Raw genomic sequence first — 24051 nt, 5'->3', positions numbered from 1 at the left:
GCTCACTCCAGCACGATCAGCACGTCGCCCATGTCGACGCTGTCGCCCTCGCCGACGTGGACGCTCGCGACGGTGCCGCCGCGCTCGGCGACCACGTCGTTCTCCATCTTCATCGCCTCGAGGACGCAGACCACGTCGCCGGCGGCGACCTCGTCGCCCTCGTCGACGTCGACCGAGAGGATCGTCCCCTGCATCTCCGCGTCGATGGCCTCGCCGCCCTCGGCCACGTCGACGCCCGAATCGTCGCCGCCGTCGTCGTCGGTGGCTTGCGGCGGGCGCTGCTGTCCGCCGCTCCCGCTTCCGCCGCCGCTCTCGGGCACGGGGATCGCGGGCGCGCCGCGCTCCTCTAGCTCCACCTCGAAGCGCTTGCCGTTCACCTCGACGGTGAACTCGCGCTCGGTCACCGCTTCCTCCTCGTCGTCGCCCGCGGCGGCCGACTCCGTCCCCCACTTCTCCTGCGCGTCGGCGACCAGCTCGCGGTCGAGCTCCTCGTCGAGGTACTTCGTCGTGTGCGTCCCGTCGACGAAGCGCTCGTCGTCGAGCATCAGCCGGTGGAACGGGACGATGGTGACGACGCCCTCCAGGTCGTACTCCGCGAGCGCGCGCTTCGAGCGCGCGAGACACGCCTCGCGGTCGCCGGCCCGGACGATCAGCTTCGCGATCATCGAGTCGTAGTCGGTGACCAGCTCGTCGCCCTGGCGGAGCGCGTCGTCGACGCGGACGCCGATCCCGCCCGGCGGGTCGTACGTCTCCAGCGACCCCTCGTTGGCGGGCTGGAAGTCGTTGGCGGCGTTCTCGGCGTTGATCCGGAACTCGATCGCGTGGCCCTCGAGCTCCACGTCGTCCTGCGAGACCGAGAGGCCCTCGCCGCTGGCGACCCGGAGCTGTTCCTTGACGATGTCGATCCCCGTCAGCTCCTCCGTGACGGTGTGTTCGACCTGGATCCGGGTGTTGACTTCGAGGAAGTAGAACGGCGTGTCGGGGCCGAGCGGCTCCGACGGGTCGCGGTCTGGGTCCTCCTCGACGAGGAACTCGACCGTCCCGGCGTTGGTGTAGTCGGCGGCGGCGACGCCGCGGCGGGCGGCCTCGCCGATCCTCTCGCGCAGCTCGTCGGAGAGCGCCGGGGAGGGCCCCTCCTCGATCACCTTCTGGTGGCGGCGCTGGAGCGAGCAGTCGCGCTCGCCGAGGTGGACCACGTCGCTCTCGCTCACCGAGCCGTTCGGGTCGTCGGCGACGACCTGGACCTCGACGTGGCGGGGGGTCTGGAGGTAGCGTTCGAGGTACACCGAGTCGTTCGAGAAGTACGCCTCGCCCTCGCGCTTGGCGGACTCGAGCGCCTCCGCGGCCTCGTCCGCGCCCTCGACGACCTTCATCCCGCGGCCGCCGCCGCCGCCCTCGGCCTTGATCGCGACCGGGTAGCCGTGCTCGTCGCCGAAGTCCGTGACGGCCTCGGCGTCGGTGACGGGCTCGGTCGTCCCGGGGACGATCGGCACGTCGGCGTCGTCCATCACGCGCCGCGCGTGCGTCTTCTCGCCCAGCCGCTCCATCGCGTCGCTCGACGGCCCGACCCAGGTGATCCCGTCGGCGGCCTCGACGCGGGCCGCGAAGTCGGCGTTCTCCGCGAGGAAGCCGTACCCGGGGTGGATCGCGTCCGCGCCGGCCGACCGCGCCGCCTCGACGACGGCCTCGCCGTCGAGGTACGAGTCGGCCGCGCGGGCGGGCCCGACGTTGTACGCCTCGTCCGCATACCGGACGTGGCCGCCGTGCTTGTCGGCGTCGCTGTAGACGGCGACGGTGTCGACGCCCAGCTCCGCACAGGCGCGCATCACCCGGACCGCGATCTCGCCGCGGTTCGCCACGAGAACCTTATCGAACATTCCTGTCGGTTCTTCCACCAACTGCTACCAAACTCTGTCGGTCCGTGCCGAGACGGTTAAGGGGACCGCGGGCGCCAGGTTGAGGCATGCTCGACGCGGGAAACCCGTACGTGCTGCCGTCCGTGCTGGTCGGCGCGGCCGTCTACCTCGGACTCACCGCGGCCACCGACGCCTCGCTGCCGGTCCGGATCGGCGCGCTCCTCGTCTTCGTGGCCGTCGTGCCGGTGGTCCTCAATCGACTCCTCGGCGGCCGAGGCGGCCCGACCGACCCCGACGACGGCGACGAGACGGCGGAGTAACGGCGACGGACGCGACCGACGCGGGCCGCGCGACCGCCGGCGTCCTCGCCGGCGACGAGCGGGCGCGCCGGCCGACCGCGTGAGCCGCTACCACAGGTATATATGTCAGCGGACGTATCTGCGGACGCGCTCTGAGTAGAGGCCGGATCGACGGCGCGGCGGACCGACGCCGCGCTGTCGGGGGAATGTACGCGGTCGGACGCCGCCGCGTCCGGCGGCGCCGTTCGACGTGTCGAGGACTCGACCAGGGACGGGTCGGGCGGACGAACGCCGAAAGGCGGAGCGGCGCGTCGGCGCGTCAGAACCGGTCGCTCCTGCCCGCCGCGGTCCACGGGTCCGCGGGCGCGTCGGCCGGGACGCGCACCCGGCGGCGGCGGAGTCGCTCGATCCGGCCGGCGAACGCCCAGCGGTCCTCGTCGCGGCCGTCGTCCGCCTCGCTCGCGGCGGCCGCGGCGGCGAGTTCGCCGTCGCGGAGGTGGGCGGCGACCGCGGCGGCGATGGCGGCCGCCTCGTCGTCGCGGGCGTCGTCGGGGATCGAGAGCCCGGCGAGCGCGGCCGCCGGGTCGGCGGTCGCCGCCGGGTCGGTCGCCCCCCTTTCGTCCGGGTGGTCGTCGGCCGCCATCAGATCGGGATGTTGCCGTGCTTCTTGGCGGGCTGGTCCGAGTTCTTCCCCTTCAGCATCTTCAGGTCCTCCACGAGGCGCGCGCGCGTCTCGGTCGGCTCGATCACGTCGTCGACGAAGCCGCGGTCGGCGGCGGTGTAGGGGTTCGCGAACTCCTCGCGGTACTCGTCGATGAGCTCCTGCCTGCGCGCGTCGGGGTCGTCGGCCTCGGCCAGCTCCTCGCGGTAGAGGACGTTGACCGCGCCCTTCGGCCCCATCACGGCGATCTCCGAGGTGGGCCACGCGTAGTTGACGTCGCCGCCGATGTGCTTCGACGACATCACGCAGTAGGCGCCGCCGTACGCCTTCCGGGTGATGACGGTGAGCAGGGGGACGGTCGCCTCCGAGAAGGCGTACAGCAGCTTCGCGCCGTGGCGGATGATCCCGTTGTGCTCCTGGTCCGTGCCGGGCATGAAGCCGGGCACGTCCTCGAAGGTGACGATGGGGATGTTGAACGCGTCGCAGAAGCGGACGAACCGCGCGCCCTTCTGACTCGCCTCGATGTCGAGCGTGCCGGCGTTCACGCGGGGGTTGTTCGCGACGACGCCGACGGAGTGGCCGTCGAGGCGGGCGAAGCCGACGACGATGTTCTTCGCGAAGTTCTCGTGCACCTCGAAGAAGGAGCCCTCGTCGGTGACGCTCGCGATCACGTCCTTCATGTCGTACGGCTTCCGGGGCGCGTCGGGGACGATCTCGGCGAGCTCCTCGTCGGCGCGCTCCGGGTCGTCCCACGGCTCGACGCGCGGCGGGTCCTCCACGTTGTTCGCGGGGAGGTACGACAGCAGCCGCGCGATGTTGTCGAGCGCCTCCTCCTCGCTCTCCTCGGCGAAGTGCGCCACGCCGGAGGTCGACGAGTGAGTGACCGCGCCGCCGAGCTCCTCGAAGCTCACCTCCTCGCCGGTGACCGTCTCGATGACGTCCGGCCCGGTGATGAACATGTGGGAGGTTTCTTTCACCATGAAGGTGAAGTCCGTGATGGCGGGGGAGTACACCGCGCCGCCCGCGCACGGCCCCATGATCGCCGAGATCTGGGGGATCACGCCCGAGGCCTCCGTGTTGCGCCGGAATATCTCCGCGAAGCCGCCGAGCGAGGCGACCCCCTCCTGGATCCGGGCGCCCGCGGAGTCGTTGAGGCCGACGACCGGCGCGCCCACGTCCATCGCCTTGTCCATCACCTTACACACCTTCTCGGCGAACACCTCGCCGAGCGACCCGCCGAAGACGGTGAAGTCGTGCGCGAACACGAACGTCTTCCGGCCGTTCACCTCGCCGTAGCCGGTCACCACCCCGTCGCCCGGGATCTGCTGTTCCTCCATCCCGAACGTGTGGTTGCGGTGGGTGCGGAACCGGTCGAACTCGTGGAAGGTGCCGTCGTCGAGGAAGTAGTCGATCCGCTCGCGGGCGGTCATCTTCCCCTTGTCGTGTTGCGACTGGATCCGGTCTTCGCCCCCGCCCTTCGCCGCCCGCTCGCGGCGCTCGCGGAGGTCCTCGATACGGTCGTCCATCGTCACGGCGGACCACCCTGCGTCATTACCTCGTGGGTCGGCGACCGCCGTCAAAAGGGTTCCCCTATCCGACGTTTCGGCCTTCGACGCCCGTCGAATCCGTCCCGCGGCGGCCGACGACGGGCGCCGGATCCGAACGTGAGCGCGCGAACGACCCGGAGCGGCCCTGTCGCCGGTTCACACGGCGACCGGCGGTTCGACGCTTTTAAACCTCCGATGAACCACTCTCCGATGAGACAGGCTTCGCCTGTTTCACTGACCCGTAGGAGCGACCTGCGTACTACGGAGGTGAAAATGGCAGACACAATACAAGAGGCCGTAACCCTCGCACTCGACGATGCGCCCGAGCGGAACTTCCGCGAGACCGTGGACATCGCGATCAACCTGCGAGACCTCGACCTCAACGATCCGTCGAACCGTATCGACGAGTCCGTCGTGCTGCCGGCTGGAACGGGGCAGGAGACACAGATCGTCGTCTTCGCGGAGGGCGAAACCGCCGTCCGCGCAGAGGAGGTCGCTGACGAAGTGCTCGACAGCGACGACCTCGAAGACCTCGGAGACGACGACGACCGCGCAAAGGACCTCGCCGACGACACCGACTTCTTCGTCGCCGAGGCCAACCTGATGCAGGACATCGGTCGGTACCTCGGTACCGTCCTCGGTCCGCGCGGGAAGATGCCTACCCCACTGCAGCCGGACGACGACGTCGTCGACACAGTCAACCGGATGAAGAACACGGTGCAGCTCCGGTCGCGCGACCGGCGCACGTTCCACACCCGCGTCGGCGCCGAGGACATGGGCGCCGACGCGATCTCGGACAACATCGACGTCATCATCCGGCGACTCGAAGCGAACCTCGAGAAGGGCCCGCTCAACATCGACGGGATCTACGTGAAGACCACGATGGGTCCCGCGAAGGAGGTGCCCGTATGAGCTCGGTCCGCAAGACCGAGACGATCCCCGAGTGGAAGCGGGAGGAGGTCGACGAGCTCGTCGAGTTCATCGACTCCTACCAGTCCGTCGGGATCGTCGGTGTGTCCGGCATCCCGAGCCGGCAGCTCCAGGCCATGCGCCGGGAGCTCCACGGCTCGGCCGCCGTCCGCATGAGCCGCAACACGCTCACGAACCGGGCGCTCGAGGAGGTCGGCGACGGCGTCGAGGCGCTGACGGAGTACGTCAGCGGCCAGGTGGCGCTCGTCGGCACCAACGACAACCCGTTCGGCCTCTTCAAGCAGCTCGAAGCCTCGAAGACCCCCGCCCCGATCAACGCGGGCGAGGTGGCCCCCAACGACATCGTGATCCCCGAGGGCGACACCGGCGTCGACCCGGGGCCGTTCGTCGGCGAGCTCCAGACCGTGGGCGCGGCCGCCCGCATCATGGACGGCTCGATCAAGGTGACCGAGGACTCGACCGTGCTGGAGGAGGGCGAGGTCGTCGACGACGACCTCGCGAACGTCCTCGTCGAGCTCGGCATCGAGCCCAAGGAGGTCGGCCTCGACCTGAAGGCCGTCTACTCCGAGGGCGTGCTGTTCGAGCCCGACGAGCTCGAACTCGACGTCGACGAGTACGAGGCGGACATCCGGTCCGCCGCGGCCGCCGCGCGCAACCTCTCGATCAACGCCGCGTACCCGACGGCCGCCACCGCCGGCGCCCTCATCGCGAAGGCGTCCGGCGAGGCGAAGTCCGTCGGCCTGTTCGCGGAGATCGAGAGCCCGGACGTCGTGCCCGACCTGATCGGGAAGGCCGACGCCCAGCTCCGCGCGCTTGCGGCACAGATCGACGACGAGGAGGCGCTCCCCGAGGAGCTCCAGGGCGTCGAGGCCGCGCCGGCCGCGGAGCCGGCGACGGACGACGCCGACGAGGAAGAGGAACAGGCGGACGACAACACGGAAGACGCCGAGGAGGCCGACGACGACGCCGACGACGACGGCGACGACGGCGGCGAAGGACTCGGCGCGATGTTCGGATAACACGAGGTACACACCAATGGAATACGTTTACGCTGCGCTCATCCTGAACGAGACTGGCGAAGAGATCAACGAAGACAACGTCACCGGCGTGCTGGAAGCCGCCGGCGTCGACGTCGAGGAGTCCCGCGTCAAGGCGCTCGTCGCCGCGCTGGAGGACGTCGACATCGAGGAGGCCATCGAGACGGCCGCCGCGGCCCCGGCCGCTGGCGCGTCCGCCGGTGGCGCCGCCGACGCCGACGCCGCCGACGAGGCGGACGACGACGACGAGGACGAGGCCGACGAGGCCGACGCCGCCGACGAGGCGGACGACGACGAGGACGAGGGCGACGGCGGCGAAGGGCTCGGCGAGCTGTTCGGCTGAGCCGGCGCGCGACTCCCTCGACGCCGACCGCGTCGACCCGTACCGATTTTTCAACGACCCGCTATCCGGAGTGATAACGTCGTCCGCGAATTTATATGTCAATCTCTGATAGACGTGTGTAATGAACATCGTCGACGGAGACAAAGCCGAGTGCGCGCGGTGCGGGGAGGTGTACCCGCTCGCGGACGTCTCGCTGCTGGAGAAGGACACGAACCGGGACTACGAGCGGGTGCTCTGCGAGGAGTGCGTCGAGGTCGTCGGCGTGCCGCGCGGGTACTCGCTGCGGCGGGACATCACGTTTCTGGCGCGGTGAGCCGCGAGGCCGGGAAGGCGTACGTCCGCGCGTCGCGGGGCGCGAAGTCCGGACGGAGCGACGAGACGTAGACGGCTTCGACGGCGGGCTCGTGGGCGCCGTACGCGGCGTTCGACGCGTAGTCGACGAGGGGGCGGCCGTCGTCGGTCCGGTACTCGTCGGCGCGCTCGGTCGTGACCGCGGTCACGACGAGCCGGTCGCCCGTCTCGCGGTCGCTGACGACGGTTCCCGGGTCGAACGCGTGGGCGTCACAGAGGTACGACCCGCCCTCGTCGGCGGGGACGAACGTCGCCGTCCCGCAGACCGCGCAGGCGCCGACGCGCTCGTCGGGAGCGGGGACGACGCCGGCGGTCACCGACAGCGCGACGCGGCGCAGGTGCTTACAGCGGGCGCCGCGGATGGCGTGGTCGGGACAGGTACAGCGCCCGGCGTCGAGGGCGACGACGTACGTGCCGCCGTCGGTGTCGACGACGTACCGACGGTCCGGGAGCTGGCGGACGGTCATCGGCTCCGAGAGGGCCCGCTCGGCCCGCTCGTCGGCCGGGGACGAACGCGTCGCTCGGGGCGTGTCGGAGCGGTTCGGATCGGCGGGTGACGCGGCTGTGTTTCGGGTGTGCGTCATGGGCGACCGCGAGGCGGGGGCCTCGCTTCGACCGAAGATAGGGACCCGAGACTGGTAAACGCACCGGCGAACCGCGGAGAATCGGGCGTTTCGCCCCGGTTCGGCCCCGTTCGCGCCCAGAGCGGGGTGCCGCCCTCATCGAAGTCCTTTTTTAGCGGCGACGGGAAGCCGCGGACATGGAAATCGATGCGGAGTTCCGTCGGCAGATCGCGGTCTCGCTGGCGGCGGCCGCGGTGTTCATCGTCGGGCTGGTCGCCATCGGGGTCACCTTCGGCGGGTCGACGGTCCTCCCGGAGGCGGGGGCGATCGCGCTCGTCGGGCTCCTGACCGGGTTCGTCCTGCTGATGGCCGGCGTCGGGACCTTCCTGATGCGGGCGAACGGCGGCTCGTAAGGCCGTCGAGCCGCAGCGGTCCGCTGTTTCTGTCGCCGCGTTCGATTCGCCGCGCTCACGCCGCTCCCGTCCCGTCGGTTTCGCGGTCCGCCCGCCAGTCGGTCACGTCGTCGGCCGCCGCCACTCGCTTTTCGTAGTACGAGAGAGGGTCCGGCGCGACCTGCATGTGGTCGCCCTCGTTGTGACAGATGCCGTAGTTCGCCAGCGTCTCGCAGGTCGGCGGGGGGTACTGGGTCCCGCGGTCGTCGGTGAGGAACTCGGTCTGGTAACGGATCCCCTCGGCGTCGAGGCTGGTGTCGGCGCAGAAGGCGACGACCTCGTCGGGCGTCATGCCGATGCCGACGAGGAACGCCATCAGCGCGAACGACTCGGCCGCGGAGAGTTCCGTGTCGTTCTCGGCTTTGTGAATGAGATTAGTCATACACGGCGGGAAGAGGTCTCGATCAATGACATCCGGCGGCTCGGCGTACGTCCGCTCGGAGAGCAGCCGGCGGAGGTCGGCGACGCGCGACTCCAGCGCCGCGGCGATCTCCTCGTCGGCACCGAGTTCGAAGGGGAGCCCCTCGGCGACCCGCGCCTCGACGGCGGCCTCCAGCGCCGCGAGCAGCTCCTCGCGGGAGACCCGCACCGCGCCGTCGGCGAGCGCCCGGTTGACCAGCCGCCACGAGTCGCCCCACTCGGGGGAGGTGAGCCGGAGGTAGGGGCCGACGTCGATCCGGTAGCTGTCGGGGTCGCGGCCGGCCCCGCCGCCCGCCGCCGCACCCGCGCCACGGGCGCCGGCGGGCGCGGTCGCGTCCGGTCGCACGGCGTCGGCGAGGTCGAACTCGGCGAGCAGGTCGTCGAGCCCGACCGTCGCGGTCGACACGGACCGCAGCTCGTCGTCGGTCTCCAGGTCGCGGCGGACCCGCTCCACGGCGGTCGCCGCCTCCGCGGCGGCGTACTTCTCGATGGCGGGGTCGGAGTCGAGCAGCGAGACGAGGATCCGCGCGATGGGGTACGAGAGCAGCTCCGCTTGGGCGTCGTACGCGGACTCGCCGGGGAACGCGCCGCTCTCCGAGGCGACGGTCCCCTCGAGGAGGGCGCGTTCGACGCGCTCGCGGGCGCGGTCGACCGCCGGGGCGTCGGTCGCGACGAGCTCCGGCAGCGACACCGCGGCCGACGCGACCGCCTCGCGGGCGCTCGCGAAGAACGGGTACTTGGCGTCGAGCGCGTCCATGTCGCTCAGAGGTAGTGAAGGCCGGCGAATAAGCGGTGCGGTCCGCGGTCGCGCCGCCGGCGGGGCGGCGGTCGGACCGCGGGCGCCTCGCCGCTGGACCGAGACCTACTCGTCCGGCTCCTCGACGGCCGCGCCCGGCGCGTTCGACTTGACGCTGGTGAGGCCCTGTTTCGCCTTCTGCTTGGAGGCGTACCCCTGTCCGCTGTCGGCGATGATGTTGCCGTTCTCGTGGCGGAGCCGCCAGCGGTACTCGTCGGCCTTGTCGCGGAACAGCTCGAACGCGGCGTCGCTGCCGCCCTCCTCGGGCGCCTCCTCGTCGCGCGAGATCGTCGATCACGTGCGCGCCCGCCGCGTTCCGCTGGACGCTCTCGATCCCGGAGCTGGCGTCGCGCTTGTCGGCGTATCCCTCGCCGCCGTCGGCGATGATGTTGCCGTTCTCGTGGCGGAGCCGCCAGCGGTACTCGTCGGCCTTGTCACGGAACAGCTCGAACGTCGCCCTGCTCGCGCTCGCGTCCTCGTCGACGGCGACCTCTTCGTCGGGCCACTCCACCTCGATCTCGAAGCGGACCGTGCCGTCCTCCCGTTCGAGTTCGACCTCGACGTCGCCGGTCCCGGCCGCGTCGACCGTCACCGTCCCGCCTTCGTCGACCGGTACGGGTTCGCCGCGACCGAGCGCGCGGGCGATCCGGCGGAGGTACGTGGCCAGCCCCTGTCGGGTCCGCGACCGACTCGACTCGTGGATGGTGTCGTCGGGCATGCGCGAGAAGCGTCACCGCCGCCAAAGAAAAGTGTACGCCCGAAATCCGGGGTCTCGCGTGGTATCTCAGTCGATCGGTGTTCGACGGTCACGCCGCGGGGTCGGCCGCGTCCGGCCGCTCCGCGATGATCGTCTCGCCCGCGCGGACGCCGTCGCCCTCGGCGACGAGCAGGTCGTCGCGGCTCACGTCCGCGGGCAGCACCACGTCGGCGCGAGAGCCGAACGAGACGTGTCCGACGCGGTCGCCGCGCTCGACGCGGTCCCCCGGCTCGACCGACGGGTGGATCCGCCGGGCGAACCAGCCCGCGATGACGAGCAGCTCGTACTCCCCGAAGTCGATCGCGACCTGCTCGTTGCGGTCCGACTCCTTGTCGAACGCCGGGCGGTTCGCGCCGGGACGGTGGCGGACCTCGCGCACCTCGCCCGCGAGCGGCGCGCGGTTCACGTGCACGTCGGTGACGTTCATGAACACGCCGACGCGGAGCCGCGAGCCCTCCTCGCGGACCACGGAGACGGTGCCGTCGGCCGGGGAAACGACCGTCTCGTCGCCCCTCGGCGGGTCGCGCGCCGGGTCGCGGTGGAACCAAAGGACCACGACGGCGAGCGCGACGAGCGCGGCGCCGACGGGCGGGACGAACGGCAGCGCGACGGCGCCCGCGAGCGCGGGGACGAGCGCCAGGTCCCACGCGGCGTCGACGACCGGGAAGGGGAGCAGCCGCGAGAGCGGCGGGCGGCGGGTCACGGCGCCGCCTCCGCGTCCCGGAGACCGGGCGAGAGCTCGGTCCGCCCCGCCGCCCACGCCGCGAGCAGGTGGACGAGATGGGTCGTGTCGTGGAGCCCGTCGGACAGGTCGAGGTCGGCCTCGCCCGCGAGCGCGTGGAGGCGCGCGAGGTCGTCGCCGCCGTACTCGGAGCCGGCGCGGGCGACGCGGAGCGTCTCGCGGAGCAGCTCCTGGCCGTCGTACCCCTCGTCGAGCAGGTCGTCGAGCGCCGAGCGGGCGTCCGCCAGGTCGCCGGCGCGGGCGTCGGCGAGCGCCGCGCGGATCGCGTCGTCGTCGCCCACGTCGCCGAGCGTCTCGTAGGCGGTCGACATGGTGATCTCGCCGCCCTCGACCGCGGTCGCCTGCGCCGAGAGGATCGCCTCCCGGAGGTCGCCGCCGGCCGCGCTGGCGACGAACTCCAGCCCGTCGCCGTCGTAGTCGACGCCCTCGCGCTCGCAGATCGCTTCCAGGACGTCGATCGCCTCGTCGGTGGTCGGCGATCGGACGCGGACCGGGAAGCAGCGCGACCGGATCGGGGCGATGAGCTTCGAGGGCTGGCGCGTCGCGATCACGAACTGGGTGGTGCGGTGGTGCTTCTCCATCACGCGGCGCAGCGCCTGCTGGAAGTCCTCGCGGATCGCCTCCGCGTTGTCCAACAGGACCGTCTTGTACTCGCCGGACATCGGCGCGTACGACGCGGACTCCTTCAGCACGCGGTTTATCATGTCGCGTTTCGCCATCGAGCTTCGGCCCGCGAGGAACCCCTCGAACCGCGGGTCGGTCCGGATCTCCTTTTTTGTCCGCCCGAAGAAGTCGGCGACGTTGATCTCGATCAGGTCGGCATCCGGGTCGGCGTGCGACGCCGCCGCGAGCGCGCGCGCCGCCGCCGTCTTCCCGACTCCCGGCGGCCCCTGGACGACGAGGTTCATCGGCTCGTCGACGGCCCGACGCAGGCGGTCGCGGGCCTCGTCCTGCCGGATCTCGTCGAGGTCGGGCGCGTGCGCGTCTGTCCACAGCGGTCCGTCCATGTCGTGCGGATCCGGGCCGGGCGGTCAAGAATCGGTCGGTCGCGGCGCCGCGTCGTCGCCCTACCGTCGCCGGGCGCGCTCGACCGCGCGACCCCAGAGGTACGCGGCCACGAGGAGGCCGTACGCGAGGACGAACGTCCCGAACAGCGGCCCCGCGCGCGAGACGGTGAACAGCGCGCCGCCGACGCCGACGGCGACGACGAGCGCGGTGAAGCCGAGGGTCCACCCGAAGAAGTAGGCGGCGTGACCGGCGACCGGCCGGAGGGCGCTCGGGGAGAAGGCCCGGCGGAGCGACTCCTCCCGGCCGTAGGTGATCAGCGAGACGGGCGCGAGGTACGTGCCGAGGACGCCGACGAAGAGGACGGCCGTCGAGCCGGCGAGGATGCGGCCGACCGGCGCGTTCGCGCCGGGGTCGAGCGTGACGACGCCGTAGAGCGTCACGAGGAGGGCCGCGAACGGGACTCCGAGGAACACCAGACAGACGGCCGTCCCGCCGAGCGACCGGCGGAGGAGCGTCCGACCGTCGGCGAGGAAGGGCGGCATCGAGTCGCCCCGCTCGCTGGCGGTCAGCACGCGGACGAGGTAGCCGACGACCGGCAGCGCCGGGAGGACCGGCACGACGACGGCCAGCGCGAACAGCAGCCAGACGGCGAGGAGGGGCCGCTCCCGGGCGTCGCCGGCGACGGGATACGTGACGGCGGCGGTCGAGGGGCGCATGCGTACGCCCATCCGCCGGACCGTAGTATGCCCGTCGGTCCGTCGCCGTCCGACCGGACGTAAAGAACTCCGATTACGACTGTGGGTGACGCCGGATAGATACTTCGAAAATAGTTCTCAAAGAATGAGTAAGTATATATGGCAATCATCCATTGTGTATCGTGAAGTACCATGACAGACCAAGACAAGCGGTTATCGCGGCGACACTTCGTCGGAGCGACGGGGGCGGCGACGCTCGCGGGGCTCGCCGGCTGTTCCGGCGGCGGCGACGGCGGCGACGGCGGCGACGGCGGAAGCGGCAACACGCTCGAAGTTCTTCACGCGTGGACCGGCGGCGACGGCGCCCGCGCGGCGGAGGCGCTCGTCACCGCCTTCGACGAGGAGCACCCGGACGTCGAACACGAGTTCAACCCGATCGGCGGCGGCGGGAACCAGAACCTCGACGCGGTCGTCGCGAACCGGCTCCAGAACGGCGACCCGCCGAGCTCGTTCGCGAACTGGCCCGGCCCGAACCTCCAGCGGTACGAGGGCGTGCTGGGCGAGGTCGGCGACATCTGGGAGTCCGAGGGCTTCGAGGACGTGATGGTACAGGAGGCGGTCGACCTCCACCAGTACAACGGCGCCTATCGGGGCGTCCCCCTCGGCTCGCACCGCCTGAACTGCCTGTTCTACAACACCTCGGTCGTCGAGGAGGCGGGGGTCGACCCCGACTCGCTGACGAGCGTGTCGGCGCTCATCGACGCGCTGGAGACGGTCCAGAGCGAGACCGACGCGATCCCGATGACGCACGGCGCGAGCGGTACCTGGACGACGACCCAGCTGTTCGCCTCGACGATGCTCGGGCAGGAAGGGTACGACGCGTACATGAGCTTCATCGAGGGGAGCCCGGACGAGGCGGCCGTCCGCGCGACCTTCGAGTCGCTCGCCGAGATCCTCGGGAACTACATCAACGAGGACGCCTCCTCGATCGGACTCACGGAGTCCAACCAGAACATCATCGAGGGGAACGCGGCGTTCATCCACCAGGGTAACTGGGCCGCCGGGGCCTACCGGAACGCCGAGGACTTCAGCTACAACGAGGACTGGGGCTTCAAGACGTACCCCGGCTCGGAGAACATGTACATGCTCCACTTCGACTCGTTCCTCTACCCGTCGGACAACCCGAGTCCGGAGGCGACCAAGACCTTCCTCTCGTTCGTCGGGAGCGAGGCGGCGCAGGTCGCGTTCAACCAGTACAAGGGCTCGATCCCGACGCGGACCGACGTCGACATGAGCGAGTTCGGGCCGTACCTCCAGGAGACGCAGGAAGACTTCGCCAGCGCCGAGCAGCGGCCGCCGAACCTACAGCACGGGCTCGGCGTCCCCTCGGAGACGATGACGGCGCTGAACGAAGTGATCTCCAGCGAGTTCTCCGGACCGTACAACGTCGACGCCGCCACGCAGGGCTTCGTCGACGCGGTCTCTAACTGACACCGGTCCTCGATGCGACCGGATTTTAGCGGTTTCGGCACACGACGACCCACATGACACGGAACACTGACACCGGCGACGAGAGTGGCGACGCGGTCACGGACGGCGGCGTCGCCGAGGAGCGCGGCGGGTCCGGGTTCAGTCCGATCGACGCGCTGAACGAGCGCTTCGGCAGCGACTTCGTCGAGTCCTCGCAGTTCTGGCTGCCGCCGTTCCTGCTGGTCGGCCTCTTCGTCTACGGGGCGATCATCTGGAACCTCCTGATCTCGCTGACGGACTTCAGCGGCTTCGGGACCCCGAACTACGGCGACCTGGACCTCGAGATGTACAGCCGCGCGCTGGCCGACAGCGGGTTCGTCGACGCCGCGATCAACACCTTCATCCTGCTCGTCGGGTTCACCCTAGTGACGCTCGCGATCGGGCTCGGACTGGCGATCCTGATAGACCGGAACATCCGGTTCGAGAACACGTTCCGGACGATCTACCTGTTGCCGATGAGCCTCTCGTTCGTGGTCACCGCCCAGTTCTGGGCGTGGATGTTCAACTTCAACAACGGGGTCATCAACATCGTCATCACGTCGCTCGGCTTCGGCCGAGTCAACTGGATCGGCAACCCAGACATCGTCCTCTGGGCGGTGATGTTCGCGCTGATGTGGCAGTTCGCGGGGTACGCGATGGTCGTGTTCCTCGCGGGCCTGCGGGCCATCCCGAACGAGCACTACGAGGCGGCGAAGGTGGACGGCGCCTCGACGGCGCGGATGTACTGGCGCGTGATCATCCCGCAGCTGAAGGGGTCGACCATCAGCGCCTCGGTCGTCCTGATGGTGTTCGCGCTGAAGGCGTTCGACTTCCTCTACTCGCTCGTCGGCGGCTACCGACCGCCCAACGGGTCCGACATCCTCGCGACGAAGATGGTCCGCGAGGCGTACGCGAACCTGAACTGGGCGTACGCGTCGGCGATCGCCATCACCCTGTTCGTGATGACGCTCGGGATCGTCGGCCCGTACCTCTACTACCAGTACAACCGGGGGAACCTATGAACGACGACGCACGAACGGACGGCGGCACGGCATCGGCGACGGACTCCGGCGCGTCCGCGGGGCCGCTCGCGGAGGTCGACGGGTACCGGGTCCTCCTGTACCTCGGGCTCCTCGGGATCCTGGCGTTCTTCATGATCCCGATCGAGTCCGGGCTCGTCACCTCGTTCAAGACGTCGAGCGGCGTCACCGGGTCGCTCCCGTTCGCGCCGCCCACGGGGAGCACGTTCACCTTAGAGAAATGGCGCACGGCGTTCGACGCGCTCGGACGCGGCCTGATAAACAGCGCGCTGTACGCCATCCCGGCGACCGTCATCTCGGCGCTGCTCGGGAGCTTCGCGGCGTACGGCCTCACGCAGTCGGACTGGAAACAGCGGTACAAGGCGCCGGTCCTCGCGCTGTTCGTCGCGGGGATCTTCATCCCGTACCAGGCGGTGCTGGTGCCGCTCTCGCAGTTCTGGTCGATGATCCCGCTCCAGGACGCCCTCGGCTTTCTGTGGGCGCTCGGGATCAACAACGACTACACCGGGATATTCGAACTGATCGTCACGCACGTGGCCTACGGGCTCCCGATCTGTACGGTCCTGTTCAGGTCGTACTACAAGAACATGAGCGAGGAGATGATCGAGGCCGCGCGGCTGGACGGCGCGTCCATCCGCCGGATCTACCGCCGCATCGTGCTCCCGCTCTCGGGACCGATGTTCGCGGTGGTCCTGATCTACCAGTTCACGCAGATCTGGAACGACCTCCTGTTCACCCTCGTGTTGGTCCAGACCGAATCCAGCGCGGCGGCGCCGATCGTGTTGATCCTCGCCGGGCTGGGCACGTCGCTCGAAGGACAAGACTTCGCGCTCCGCATGGCGGGCGCGTTCATCGCCGCCCTCCCGACGCTCGCGGTCTACATCGCGTTCGGCGAGGAGTTCGCCGAGGGGGTGGCGACATGAACGGCGCCGCTCGCGGGCAGCAATCCATGACTCGACAGCAACCACGCAGCCGACCGAAGGTATCGCTCTCAAACCGCCGCGCCGTTCCGCGGGGGCGATAGCATGGGGACGCTCGAACTCGACGGCGTGAGCAAGGTGTTCCCGGACGGGGACGGCGAGGTCGTCGCCGTCGACGACGTCGACATCGAGATGCGCGACGGCGAGTTCCTCGTCGTGGTCGGCCCCTCGGGCTGCGGGAAGTCGACCACCCTCCGGATGGTCGCGGGGCTGGAGACGGTGACCAACGGCGAGATCCGACTCGCCGGGAGCGTCATCAACGACGTGAAACCCCAGCACCGCGACATCGCGATGGTGTTCCAGTCGTACGCGCTGTACCCGCACATGACGGTACAGGAGAACATGGCGTTCGGACTGGAGGAGTCGACGGACCTCTCGGACGACGAGATCGAGACGCGCGTCACCGACGCCGCGGGGACGATGGGGATCGGCGAGCTGCTGGACCGGAAACCGTCGGACCTCTCCGGCGGCCAGCAGCAGCGGGTCGCGCTCGGGCGGGCGATCGTCCGCGACCCCGAGGTGTTCCTCATGGACGAGCCGCTCAGCAACCTCGACGCCAAGCTCCGCTCGGAGATGCGGACGGAGCTCCAGCGGCTCCAGGCCGAGCTGGACGTGACGACGATGTACGTCACGCACGACCAGACCGAGGCGATGACCATGGGCGACCGGATCGCGATCCTCAACGCCGGCGAGCTCCAGCAGGTCGCGACGCCGCTGGAGTGTTACCACGAGCCGGCCAACCGGTTCGTCGCCGGGTTCATCGGGGAGCCGTCGATGAACTTCTTCGATGTCGAGCGCGACGCCGACACCCTCCTCGGCGACGCCTTCGACTACCCGCTCTCCGAGCCCACCCTCGGCGACGTCGGCGACATCACCGACCTCACGCTCGGGATCCGGCCCGAGGACATCTCGCTGGCCGACGACCCGACCGGCGAGCACACCTTCTCGACGGTGGTCGAGGTCGTCGAGCCGATGGGCGACGAGAACACCGTCTACCTGCGGTTCGAGGACGCACCCGAGGGCGAAACGTTCATCGCCACCGTCGGCGGCCTCCAGCAGATCTCGGTCGGCGACGAGGTCCACGTGGAGATCCCCGAGGAGACGATCCACCTCTTCGACGGAACCACCGGCGACGCGGTCCACAACCGCGAGATCGACGAGTAGTCCCGGAGGTCTCCCTCCGCGTCGGCGTCGACGGCTGTCCCGGCGCCGTCACTCCCGGATGCGGTCCACTTCTCGCCGGACGCTCTCTCGCACTCGGGCGGCGACGTCGCCGCCCGAGTCGGTGACGGTCTCGGCGTCTTCGGTCTCCAGGAGGCGGTCGAGCTTGCGCTCGAACTCCCGTTCGTCGATGTCGCCGCGCGCGTAGCGCTCGCGGAGGGCGTCGAGCGCGGGGTCGCCGGTGGCGTCCGCGCGGTCGTCGGCGTCGTCCTCGGGGACCGGCTTCGTGAGGACGTGGAAGACGGGCAGGACGATGACGAGCCCGAAGAACCACACGAGCGGGAGCCACCACCAGACCCCGGTGAGGAGCGGGGCGGCGACGCCGGCGCCGACGACGCAGAGGGCGAACACCCGCCGCCAGCGGTGGCGGAGGTTCCACGCGATCCGGCCGGGGAGTCCGGTCATGGTCGAGGCGACGCCGGCGAGGCCCAAAGCGGTTTCGTCGACCGACCTGGCGGCCGCGGCGGGGTCACTCCCGGTCGATCACGAGTCGGTCGCCGGGACCGACGCCGTGGCGCTCGCTCCACCCGCGCGGCACTTCGAGGACGTACCGCCCCGGCCCCTCGTAGCGGGTGAGCGGCGGCGACTCCGGCGCCGCCTCGTGGACCGTCGTGACGGTCCCGTCGGCGTCGGCGAAGACGATGTCGAGCGCGAACGCCATGTCGCGCATCACGTAGGCGCGCTCGGCCGCCTCGTCGTGGACGAACAGCATCCCCTCGCCGGCGGGGAGGTCGTCGGTCGCGGAGAGCCCGACGTAGCGTTTCACGAAGCCGTCGGCGACGCGGACCTCGACGGTCGCGAGCGTCTCGCCCGTCTCGCCGTCGACGGCCTCGACCGTGGCGGTGTCGTACCCGGTGATCAGGAGGGCCGGGTTCGCGGCGGCGGCGCCGACGGCGGCGAGGGCGATCAGCGCGAGCGCGGCCGCGACACCGACGAGGCGGCGATTCACGGTCGATCCTCGCGCCCGAGAAAGAAACCGTTTTCCGCTCCCGGCGGGTTCAGACGGGTGAGGGCTCGTGGTCTAGCTGGTTATGACGCGGCCTTTACAAGGCTGAGATCGGCGGTTCGAACCCGCCCGAGCCCATTTCTGGGACGAACGAAGTGAGTCACAGAAATGTACCCGAGGGCGGTCGAACCCTGAAAGACGCAGCGTCGAGCGAAGCGAGACGACCGTCTTTCTTCGGTTCGAACCCGCCCGAGCCCACTGTTGCTGTCGCGAGCAAAACCGCGAGCGACAGCGAGGTGCGTGTCTGAGGGCGGGTTCGAAGCAGGGAACGGAGCGAGCGAAGCGAGCGGAGTGAGTGAGGTTCGAACCCGCCCGAGCCCACTATCGGCGCCGCGGACAGCGCCCGAGCCGGTCCGTCACAGGTCGGCCGCGTCGAACTTCAGGAGTCCGGCGAGCGGCGGGGCGAGCGTCCAGAACACCAACATCGCGGCCGCCGACAGCTGCTGGTTGGCGGTCTCGCCGCTGAAGAGCCGCTCCGCGAGGAAAGCGTTCGCGAGCGCCTCGACGGCGGTGGTCGGGTTCGAGGCCCGGAGGAACACGTCGACCTGGGTTGCGGACACTGGCAGGGCGTCGAGGGCGGGCCCGACGGCGCCGACGAGCTGGCCGGTGAGCGGGCCCCACAGCAGGACGAAGAGGACGTAGACCCCGACGCCGCCGATGAGCGCCCGCCGCTGGGTCGAGAACGCAGCCGAACAGCCGACGGAGATGGCGACGAACACGACGCCGAGCGCGGCCGCGAACACGGTGTAACCGAGGAACGCGCCGGCGTTGAACACGACCGGCGCCGCGATCAACACCAGCGCAGGCAGCAGGAACCCGGCGAACACCGCGAGCGCGAGCGCCGCGCCGCGCCCGGCGACCTTGCCTAAGACCACGTCGGCCCGCGAGTGCGGCAGCGACAGGAGCAGCTTCAGCGAGCCGGACTCGCGCTCGCCGCTCACGGCGTTGTAGCCGACGACGACCCCGACGAGCGGGATCAGCGTCGTGACGAGGAAGCGGCCGACGAAGGCGCTCAACAGTAGCTCCGTGGCGAACTGCTCGCTCTCGCCGGTGGGCCGCACCGCGTACGCGAACGCCGCGACGAGCAGCGAGAACAGCACCACCAGCGCGATCATGCCGCGGGACCGAACGGTCTCGCGGAAGTCCTTCCGAGCGACGGCGGCGAGGCTCATCGGTCCACCTCCTCGGTCGCCGGACCGTCCTCGGGCGTCGGGTCGGGATCGGCCGTCGAGTCGGAATCGGCCGTCGAGTCGGAATCGGCCGTCGAGTCGGAATCGGCCGTCGAGTCGGAATCGGCCGTCGAGTCGGAATCGGCCGCCGGGTCGGGATCGGCCGCCGAGTCGGCGGCGGCGGGTTCCGAGTCGGTCCCGTCGGGCGCCGAACCGGCCGCGTCGCCCTCAGTGTACGCCAAGAAGAGGTCCTCCAGCGAGGCCTCGCGGGTGTGGAAGTCGTCGACCGCGACCCCAGCGTCTTCCAGCGCCGCGATGACCCCCGTCTTCGCCTCGCTGGCGCAGTTCACCACCAGTTCGTCGCCGTCGCGGGAGACCCCGGAGACGCCGGCGACGGCGCGGACCGCCGCGACCGCGTCCCCGTCGGCGCCCGCGGCCGCGACTTCGAGCGTCTCCTCGCCGCCGACGGCCTCGCGGAGCCCCTCGACGGAGTCCTCGGCGACGAGTTCGCCGTCGCGGAGGATGCCGACGCGGTCGCAGACGGCGTCGACCTGTTCGAGGATGTGCGAGGAGAAGAAGACGGTGGCGCCGCGCTCGGCCTCGGCACGGACGATCTCGCGCATCTCCTTGGCGCCGGCCGGGTCGAGGCCGGAGGAGGGCTCGTCGAGGATCAGCAGGTCTGGATCGCCGACGAGCGCCATCGCGAGGGCGAGCCGCTGGCGCATCCCCTTCGAGTACTCGCCGGCGGCGCGGTCGGCGGCGTCCGCGAGGCCGACGCGGTCGAGCAGCGCGTCCGGGTCGTCGGCGGCGTCCTTCGACTCGACGGCGAACTCGACGTGTTTTCGCCCGGAGAGCCGGTCGTACACCGAGAAGCCGTCCGGGAGCACGCCCGTCCGCCGCCGGATCTCGACGCCGTCCGTCGCGACCTCTGCGCCGAGCACGCGGACCGTCCCCGCGGTCGGGCGGACGAGGTCGAGGAGCATGTCGATCGTCGTGGACTTGCCCGCGCCGTTCGGCCCGAGGAACCCGTACACCTCGCCGTCTTCGACGGTGAGATCGAGGTCGCGAACGGCCGTGACCTCGTCGAACCGCTTGGTCACGCCCCGTAGCTCGATGGCGGTCATGCCTTCCGGTTCCGGCGTGAGTTGATAAAGGGTTGCGGGTCGGGGCGAGCGTCGCGCGGGCGTCGCGGCGCTCACGCGTCGCCTGCGGGCGGCCACGCCACGCCGCGCTCGGCGAGCAGGTCGGCGAACGCGTCCTCGTCGAGGACGGGGACGCCCTCGGCGTCGGCGTCGTCGCGCTTCGACCGACCCGGGCTCTCGCCCGCGACGAGGTAGTCGGTGTTCCCGGAGACGCTGGACGTGGCGTTCGCGCCGTGCGCCTCGACGTGCGCCTGCGCGTCGCCGCGGGGAACCGACAGCGACCCGGTGAACACGAAGGTGAGCCCGTCGAGCGCGTCGGTCGGGCCGGAGGCCGCGTCGGTCTCGAACGGCTCGGGGTCGACCCCGCGCTCGCGGAGCCCCGCGATCGCCGCGCGGTTCTCCTCGCGGTCAAGGAAAGACCGGATCGAGGCGGCCACCTCGGGGCCGACGTCGTCCACCTCGCGGAGCGCGTCCTCGTCCGCGTCGAGGAGCGCGTCGAGCGTCCCGAAGTGCGCGGCGAGCGCCCGGGCCGTCGTCGCGCCCACGTCCGGGATCCCGAGCCCGGCGAGGAAGTCGTCGAGGGGCGGGTTCCGCGTCGCGTCCAGTTCGGCGATCAGGTTCTCTGCGCTCCTCGAACCCCACCCCTCCAGTTCGGCGAGCTCCGCGGCGGTCAAGTCGTACAGGTCCGGCAGCGACTCGACGAGGCCGGCCTCGCGGAGCTGCTCGACGCGCTCCGGGCCGAGCCCCTCCACGTCGAGCGCGTCGCGGCGCGCCCAGTGCTCGACCGCGCGCTCCAGCTGCGCCGGACAGCCGAGCCCGCCGGTACAGAACGCGAGCGGGCCGTCGCGCTCGACCGCGGCCCCGCAGACCGGACACTCGTCGGGGAACTCGTAGGTCCCCTCGCTGCGCTTCTCGACGACCTCCGGGACGTAGGGGATCACGTCGCCGGCGCGGTAGATCCGGACGCGGTCGCCGACGTTCACGCCGAGGGCCTCGATCTCGGCGGGGTTGTGGAGCGTCGCGCGCGAGACGGTGACGCCGCCGACGTCGACGGGGTCCAGCTCGGCGACGGGCGTGAGCCGGCCGGTTCGGCCCACCTGGACCGTCACCCCTTCGACGGCCGTCGTCGCGGTCCGCGGCGGGAACTTGTGCGCGAACGCCCAGCGCGGCGCGCGCGACGTGCTCCCGAGCGCCTCGCGGTGCGCGAGGGCGTCGACCTTGATCACGACGCCGTCGACCGCGTAGTTCAGGTCGTCGCGGGCGTCGAGGACCGCGTCGCGGTACTCGATCGCGGCCTCGACGTCGTCGACGATCTCGACCCGGTCGTTCCGGCGGAGCCCGAGCGACCCGAACGCGTCGAGGACGTCGCGGTGGCGCGCGGGGCGCTCCGGGCCGTCCTCGCCGGCCTCCCACGCGAGCACGTCGAAGAAGAAGACGTCGAGGGGGCGCTCGGCGACGACCGCGGGGTCGAGCTGGCGGAGCGTGCCGGCGGCGGCGTTGCGCGGGTTCGCGAACGGCTCCTCGCCGCGCTCGATCAGCTCCTCGTTGTACGCCTCGAAGGCGTCGCGGGGCATGTAGACCTCCCCCCGAACGGCGAGCCGGGCGGGGCGGTCGTCGCCGCGCAGGCGGCCGGGGACGGAGGGGATCGTCCGGACCTGCTCGGTGACGTCGTCGCCCTCGCGGCCGTCGCCGCGGGTGGCCGCGCGGACGTACTCGCCGTCCTCGTAGATCACCTCGATCGAGAGCCCGTCGAACTTCGGCTCGCAGACGTACGCGAGGTCGGCGGGGTCGAAATCGGTGAGGTCGCCGGCCTCGGCGGCGTCCGCGAGCCCCCCGCGGACGCGCTCGTCGAACTCGCGGACGGCCGCCGCGTCGGTCGCGTTGTCGATGGAGCGCATCGGCGCGACGTGCTCGACGGTCGCCAGTTCCTCGAGGGGCTCGCCGCCGACCCGCCGGGTCGGGGAGCCCTCCGTCGGGAGGTCGAAGGCGGCTTCGAGCTCCTCCAGCCGGGCGAACAGCGCGTCGTACGCCGCGTCCGAGATCAGGGGGTCGGCCGCGACGTAGTACCGGTGGTCGTGCTCGCGCACCGCCGCGCGGAGCAGTTCGGCCTGCTCTGCCGCCTCGTCGGCGGAGAGGTCGTCGACCGGGTCGAAGTCGGTCGGCGGGTCCTCGACGTACGGGTTCTCGGCCGGGTCCGCGTGCCGGGTCGACGGAGTCGTCATCGACCGGAGATGGGGCCGACTCGGGGTAAAAATGCCCGTTCCGGCGGCGGTGGGTGAGCGGGCGGTCCGGGGTCGGCCTCGGTCAGGCGACGCGGTCGCCGCGCGCGAACACGGCCGCGGGGTCCTGCCACGCCGTCACGTCCTCGGTCGGGTCGGCGTCGAGGACGACCAGGTCCGCCGCGTACCCCTCCGCGACGCGGCCGACGTCGTCAAGGCCGAGCAGGTCGGCCGCGTTGACCGTGGCGGCTTCGAGCGCCCGTTCCGGCGAGAGCCCGTAGTCGACCATGTACGCCAATTCCTGCGGGATGTCGGCGAAGAAGTTGAACGGCGTGCCGGCGTCGGTCCCCATCGCGATGGGAACGTCGGCCGCCAGGGCGTGGTCCCACGCGTCGTCGAAGCGGTCCACGGCGTCCTCGGCCTTCGCGACCGCGTCCTCGGGGATGCCGGCCTCCACGCCGTGGTCGGCGATGCCGCGGAGCGCGCTCGCGGTCGGGACCCAGTAGGTGCCGCGCTCGGCCATCATCTCGGCGGCCTCGCGGTCCATGAACGTCCCGTGTTCGACGCTGGAGATGCCGGCCTCGACGGCGTTTTTGATCCCCTCCTCGCCGTGGGCGTGGGCCGCGGTCGGCGTGTCGGTCGGCGCCGCCGCGTCGGTGAACGCGGCCAGCTCCTCGGGGGTCAGCTCCGGCGCGCCGGTCACCGCGCCCTCGGTGAGGACGCCGCCGGTGGCCATACACTTGAGCACGTCCGCGCCGGCCTTCAGCTGCTCGCGGGCCGCCTTCCGCACCTCGGCGGGGCCGTCCGCCTCGCGGCCGAACCAGTTCCCGTGGCCGCCGGTCATGATCACGTTGCGGCCGCACGCGAGGACGCGCGGGCCGTCGATCTCGCCCGCGGCGACCGCCTCGCCCGCGTCGAGCGCGAGCGTCCCGCGGCTGCCGAGGTCCCGGACGGTGGTGACGCCGGCCGAGAGGGCGGCGTCGAGGTTGCCCGCGGCCCGGTAGCTCGCGGTGTAGTCGCTCTCGGAGACCGCGGTCGAGACGTCCGGGCGGCCGTCCATCATCACGTGGACGTGCGCGTCGATCAGCCCGGGCGCGACCACGCGGCCGCTCGCGTCGACGCGTTCGAGGTCCGCGTCCGGAACGTCGTCGACCGCGCGCTCGACCGCCTCGGGGTCGCCGACCGCCGCGATCTCGCCGTCCACGACCGCCACGTCGGCCAGCCGCGTTCCCTCTGCGTCCGCGACTCGACCCCCGGTGAACAGGTGTGCGCCGCTGTGTGCCATGCCGATCAGAGAGGGAGACGCGA

General features: G+C 71.0%; 24 protein-coding genes, 1 tRNA gene and 1 pseudogene. 11 read left to right on the top strand and 15 right to left on the bottom strand.

What is annotated here, in order from left to right; all coding sequences use genetic code 11:
• Positions 1-2: 2 nt before the first annotated feature.
• Positions 3-1877, bottom strand: coding sequence for a biotin carboxylase N-terminal domain-containing protein (locus DVK06_RS08495; protein WP_121599974.1), 1875 nt, complete (start codon positions 1875-1877; stop codon positions 3-5).
• Positions 1878-1963: 86 nt separating this feature from the next.
• Between DVK06_RS08495 and DVK06_RS08490 the strand changes: the two genes are divergently transcribed.
• Positions 1964-2176, top strand: coding sequence for a hypothetical protein (locus tag DVK06_RS08490; RefSeq protein WP_053770434.1), 213 nt, complete (start codon positions 1964-1966; stop codon positions 2174-2176).
• A 298-nt stretch (positions 2177-2474) separates the two neighbouring features.
• Here the strand turns inward: DVK06_RS08490 and DVK06_RS08485 are convergent, their stop codons facing one another.
• Together DVK06_RS08485 and DVK06_RS08480 are read right to left on the bottom strand one after the other, a co-directional pair.
• Positions 2475-2798, bottom strand: coding sequence for a hypothetical protein (locus tag DVK06_RS08485; protein ID WP_053770433.1), 324 nt, complete (start codon positions 2796-2798; stop codon positions 2475-2477).
• Positions 2798-4342: an acyl-CoA carboxylase subunit beta gene (locus DVK06_RS08480; protein WP_053770432.1), complete on the bottom strand. Its 1545-nt coding sequence runs from the start codon at positions 4340-4342 to the stop codon at positions 2798-2800. Before DVK06_RS08480 ends, DVK06_RS08485 begins: the two co-directional genes overlap by 1 nt.
• 294 nt (positions 4343-4636) lie before the next feature.
• On the opposite strand from DVK06_RS08480, the gene DVK06_RS08475 reads away from it, so the two are divergent.
• The 4 genes from DVK06_RS08475 to DVK06_RS08460 all read left to right on the top strand — a co-directional run bounded on the left by DVK06_RS08475 (position 4637) and on the right by DVK06_RS08460 (position 6986).
• Positions 4637-5275, top strand: a complete 639-nt coding sequence (locus DVK06_RS08475) for a 50S ribosomal protein L1 (RefSeq protein WP_053770431.1) — start codon at positions 4637-4639, stop codon at positions 5273-5275.
• The gene (locus DVK06_RS08470) at positions 5272-6312 is read left to right on the top strand and encodes a 50S ribosomal protein L10 (RefSeq protein ID WP_121599973.1); all 1041 of its coding nucleotides are present in this window, start codon (positions 5272-5274) and stop codon (positions 6310-6312) included. Before DVK06_RS08475 ends, DVK06_RS08470 begins: the two co-directional genes overlap by 4 nt.
• 16 nt (positions 6313-6328) lie before the next feature.
• Complete coding sequence (gene rpl12p, locus DVK06_RS08465) at positions 6329-6673, top strand: 50S ribosomal protein P1 (protein WP_053770429.1); 345 nt, start codon at positions 6329-6331, stop codon at positions 6671-6673.
• Between the two features lie 121 nt (positions 6674-6794).
• Positions 6795-6986, top strand: a complete 192-nt coding sequence (locus DVK06_RS08460; protein ID WP_053770428.1) for a hypothetical protein — start codon at positions 6795-6797, stop codon at positions 6984-6986.
• Here the strand turns inward: DVK06_RS08460 and DVK06_RS08455 are convergent.
• Positions 6967-7608: an SWIM zinc finger family protein gene (locus DVK06_RS08455; RefSeq protein ID WP_121599972.1), complete on the bottom strand. Its 642-nt coding sequence runs from the start codon at positions 7606-7608 to the stop codon at positions 6967-6969. The genes DVK06_RS08460 and DVK06_RS08455 overlap by 20 nt on opposite strands.
• Before the next feature lie 176 nt (positions 7609-7784).
• Here DVK06_RS08455 and DVK06_RS08450 point away from each other — a divergent pair, with 176 nt between their 5' ends.
• On the top strand, positions 7785-8000 hold the full coding sequence (locus tag DVK06_RS08450; protein ID WP_053770426.1) for a hypothetical protein: 216 nt from the start codon (positions 7785-7787) through the stop codon (positions 7998-8000).
• A 55-nt stretch (positions 8001-8055) separates the two neighbouring features.
• Here the strand turns inward: DVK06_RS08450 and DVK06_RS08445 are convergent, their stop codons facing one another.
• From DVK06_RS08445 to DVK06_RS08425, 5 genes and pseudogenes are all read right to left on the bottom strand, one after another.
• Positions 8056-9216: a DNA primase gene (locus tag DVK06_RS08445; RefSeq protein ID WP_121599971.1), complete on the bottom strand. Its 1161-nt coding sequence runs from the start codon at positions 9214-9216 to the stop codon at positions 8056-8058.
• 105 nt (positions 9217-9321) lie between these two features.
• A pseudogene (locus tag DVK06_RS08440) lies at positions 9322-9973 on the bottom strand (HVO_2922 family protein).
• Positions 9974-10061: 88 nt separating this feature from the next.
• On the bottom strand, positions 10062-10715 hold the full coding sequence (locus DVK06_RS08435; protein ID WP_053770979.1) for a protein sorting system archaetidylserine decarboxylase: 654 nt from the start codon (positions 10713-10715) through the stop codon (positions 10062-10064).
• Entirely contained in the window at positions 10712-11761 is a 1050-nt protein-coding gene (locus DVK06_RS08430) for an AAA family ATPase (protein WP_121599970.1), read from the bottom strand. Before DVK06_RS08430 ends, DVK06_RS08435 begins: the two co-directional genes overlap by 4 nt.
• 60 nt (positions 11762-11821) lie before the next feature.
• Positions 11822-12478, bottom strand: coding sequence for a DUF4013 domain-containing protein (locus DVK06_RS08425; protein ID WP_053770422.1), 657 nt, complete (start codon positions 12476-12478; stop codon positions 11822-11824).
• 171 nt (positions 12479-12649) lie between these two features.
• Between DVK06_RS08425 and DVK06_RS08420 the strand changes: the two genes are divergently transcribed.
• The 4 genes from DVK06_RS08420 to DVK06_RS08405 all read left to right on the top strand — a co-directional run bounded on the left by DVK06_RS08420 (position 12650) and on the right by DVK06_RS08405 (position 17150).
• The gene (locus DVK06_RS08420; protein WP_053770421.1) at positions 12650-13948 is read left to right on the top strand and encodes an ABC transporter substrate-binding protein; all 1299 of its coding nucleotides are present in this window, start codon (positions 12650-12652) and stop codon (positions 13946-13948) included.
• A 53-nt stretch (positions 13949-14001) separates the two neighbouring features.
• Entirely contained in the window at positions 14002-14988 is a 987-nt protein-coding gene (locus DVK06_RS08415; RefSeq protein WP_053770420.1) for a carbohydrate ABC transporter permease, read from the top strand.
• Complete coding sequence (locus DVK06_RS08410; protein ID WP_053770419.1) at positions 14985-15929, top strand: carbohydrate ABC transporter permease; 945 nt, start codon at positions 14985-14987, stop codon at positions 15927-15929. The genes DVK06_RS08415 and DVK06_RS08410 overlap by 4 nt, the downstream gene beginning before the upstream one ends.
• 102 nt (positions 15930-16031) lie before the next feature.
• Positions 16032-17150, top strand: coding sequence for an ABC transporter ATP-binding protein (locus tag DVK06_RS08405; protein WP_053770418.1), 1119 nt, complete (start codon positions 16032-16034; stop codon positions 17148-17150).
• A 48-nt stretch (positions 17151-17198) separates the two neighbouring features.
• Here the strand turns inward: DVK06_RS08405 and DVK06_RS08400 are convergent, their stop codons facing one another.
• Both DVK06_RS08400 and DVK06_RS08395 read right to left on the bottom strand, forming a co-directional pair.
• The gene (locus tag DVK06_RS08400) at positions 17199-17612 is read right to left on the bottom strand and encodes an SHOCT domain-containing protein (RefSeq protein ID WP_121599969.1); all 414 of its coding nucleotides are present in this window, start codon (positions 17610-17612) and stop codon (positions 17199-17201) included.
• A 64-nt stretch (positions 17613-17676) separates the two neighbouring features.
• Positions 17677-18156: a DUF192 domain-containing protein gene (locus DVK06_RS08395; protein ID WP_121599968.1), complete on the bottom strand. Its 480-nt coding sequence runs from the start codon at positions 18154-18156 to the stop codon at positions 17677-17679.
• Positions 18157-18217: 61 nt separating this feature from the next.
• Between DVK06_RS08395 and DVK06_RS08390 the strand changes: the two genes are divergently transcribed.
• Positions 18218-18291: transfer RNA gene (locus tag DVK06_RS08390), tRNA-Val, on the top strand.
• Between the two features lie 278 nt (positions 18292-18569).
• Here the strand turns inward: DVK06_RS08390 and DVK06_RS08385 are convergent.
• The 4 genes from DVK06_RS08385 to DVK06_RS08370 form a co-directional block, all read right to left on the bottom strand.
• Entirely contained in the window at positions 18570-19385 is an 816-nt protein-coding gene (locus DVK06_RS08385; RefSeq protein ID WP_121599967.1) for an ABC transporter permease, read from the bottom strand.
• Complete coding sequence (locus DVK06_RS08380) at positions 19382-20506, bottom strand: ABC transporter ATP-binding protein (protein WP_121599966.1); 1125 nt, start codon at positions 20504-20506, stop codon at positions 19382-19384. The genes DVK06_RS08385 and DVK06_RS08380 overlap by 4 nt, the downstream gene beginning before the upstream one ends.
• Positions 20507-20577: 71 nt before the next feature.
• Positions 20578-22746, bottom strand: coding sequence for an NAD-dependent DNA ligase LigA (gene ligA / locus DVK06_RS08375; protein WP_121599965.1), 2169 nt, complete (start codon positions 22744-22746; stop codon positions 20578-20580).
• Between the two features lie 82 nt (positions 22747-22828).
• A complete protein-coding gene (locus DVK06_RS08370; RefSeq protein ID WP_121599964.1) occupies positions 22829-24028 on the bottom strand; it encodes an amidohydrolase family protein in 1200 nt (399 codons plus the stop codon).
• Positions 24029-24051 lie beyond the last annotated feature (23 nt).

The organism is Halorubrum sp. Atlit-28R (genome assembly GCF_003665955.1).
GTDB lineage: Archaea > Halobacteriota > Halobacteria > Halobacteriales > Haloferacaceae > Halorubrum > Halorubrum tropicale.
The sequence above is the reverse complement of the archived record's forward strand: the minus strand, read 5'-3'. Positions and strand labels throughout refer to the sequence as shown.

What these genes read in the sequence shown, in the direction of transcription:
- DVK06_RS08485 (WP_053770433.1), bottom strand. Translation starts at nt 2,798, where the DNA reads ATGGCGGCCGACGACCACCCGGACGAAAGGGGGGCGACCGACCCGGCG.
- DVK06_RS08495 (WP_121599974.1), bottom strand. Translation starts at nt 1,877, where the DNA reads ATGTTCGATAAGGTTCTCGTGGCGAACCGCGGCGAGATCGCGGTCCGG.
- DVK06_RS08420 (WP_053770421.1), top strand. Translation starts at nt 12,650, where the DNA reads ATGACAGACCAAGACAAGCGGTTATCGCGGCGACACTTCGTCGGAGCG.
- DVK06_RS08470 (WP_121599973.1), top strand. Translation starts at nt 5,272, where the DNA reads ATGAGCTCGGTCCGCAAGACCGAGACGATCCCCGAGTGGAAGCGGGAG.
- DVK06_RS08475 (WP_053770431.1), top strand. Translation starts at nt 4,637, where the DNA reads ATGGCAGACACAATACAAGAGGCCGTAACCCTCGCACTCGACGATGCG.
- DVK06_RS08385 (WP_121599967.1), bottom strand. Translation starts at nt 19,385, where the DNA reads ATGAGCCTCGCCGCCGTCGCTCGGAAGGACTTCCGCGAGACCGTTCGG.
- DVK06_RS08480 (WP_053770432.1), bottom strand. Translation starts at nt 4,342, where the DNA reads ATGGACGACCGTATCGAGGACCTCCGCGAGCGCCGCGAGCGGGCGGCG.
- DVK06_RS08460 (WP_053770428.1), top strand. Translation starts at nt 6,795, where the DNA reads ATGAACATCGTCGACGGAGACAAAGCCGAGTGCGCGCGGTGCGGGGAG.
- DVK06_RS08400 (WP_121599969.1), bottom strand. Translation starts at nt 17,612, where the DNA reads ATGACCGGACTCCCCGGCCGGATCGCGTGGAACCTCCGCCACCGCTGG.
- DVK06_RS08445 (WP_121599971.1), bottom strand. Translation starts at nt 9,216, where the DNA reads ATGGACGCGCTCGACGCCAAGTACCCGTTCTTCGCGAGCGCCCGCGAG.
- DVK06_RS08405 (WP_053770418.1), top strand. Translation starts at nt 16,032, where the DNA reads ATGGGGACGCTCGAACTCGACGGCGTGAGCAAGGTGTTCCCGGACGGG.
- DVK06_RS08425 (WP_053770422.1), bottom strand. Translation starts at nt 12,478, where the DNA reads ATGCGCCCCTCGACCGCCGCCGTCACGTATCCCGTCGCCGGCGACGCC.
- rpl12p (WP_053770429.1), top strand. Translation starts at nt 6,329, where the DNA reads ATGGAATACGTTTACGCTGCGCTCATCCTGAACGAGACTGGCGAAGAG.
- DVK06_RS08380 (WP_121599966.1), bottom strand. Translation starts at nt 20,506, where the DNA reads ATGACCGCCATCGAGCTACGGGGCGTGACCAAGCGGTTCGACGAGGTC.
- DVK06_RS08370 (WP_121599964.1), bottom strand. Translation starts at nt 24,028, where the DNA reads ATGGCACACAGCGGCGCACACCTGTTCACCGGGGGTCGAGTCGCGGAC.
- DVK06_RS08415 (WP_053770420.1), top strand. Translation starts at nt 14,002, where the DNA reads ATGACACGGAACACTGACACCGGCGACGAGAGTGGCGACGCGGTCACG.
- ligA (WP_121599965.1), bottom strand. Translation starts at nt 22,746, where the DNA reads ATGACGACTCCGTCGACCCGGCACGCGGACCCGGCCGAGAACCCGTAC.
- DVK06_RS08410 (WP_053770419.1), top strand. Translation starts at nt 14,985, where the DNA reads ATGAACGACGACGCACGAACGGACGGCGGCACGGCATCGGCGACGGAC.
- DVK06_RS08430 (WP_121599970.1), bottom strand. Translation starts at nt 11,761, where the DNA reads ATGGACGGACCGCTGTGGACAGACGCGCACGCGCCCGACCTCGACGAG.
- DVK06_RS08490 (WP_053770434.1), top strand. Translation starts at nt 1,964, where the DNA reads ATGCTCGACGCGGGAAACCCGTACGTGCTGCCGTCCGTGCTGGTCGGC.
- DVK06_RS08455 (WP_121599972.1), bottom strand. Translation starts at nt 7,608, where the DNA reads ATGACGCACACCCGAAACACAGCCGCGTCACCCGCCGATCCGAACCGC.
- DVK06_RS08450 (WP_053770426.1), top strand. Translation starts at nt 7,785, where the DNA reads ATGGAAATCGATGCGGAGTTCCGTCGGCAGATCGCGGTCTCGCTGGCG.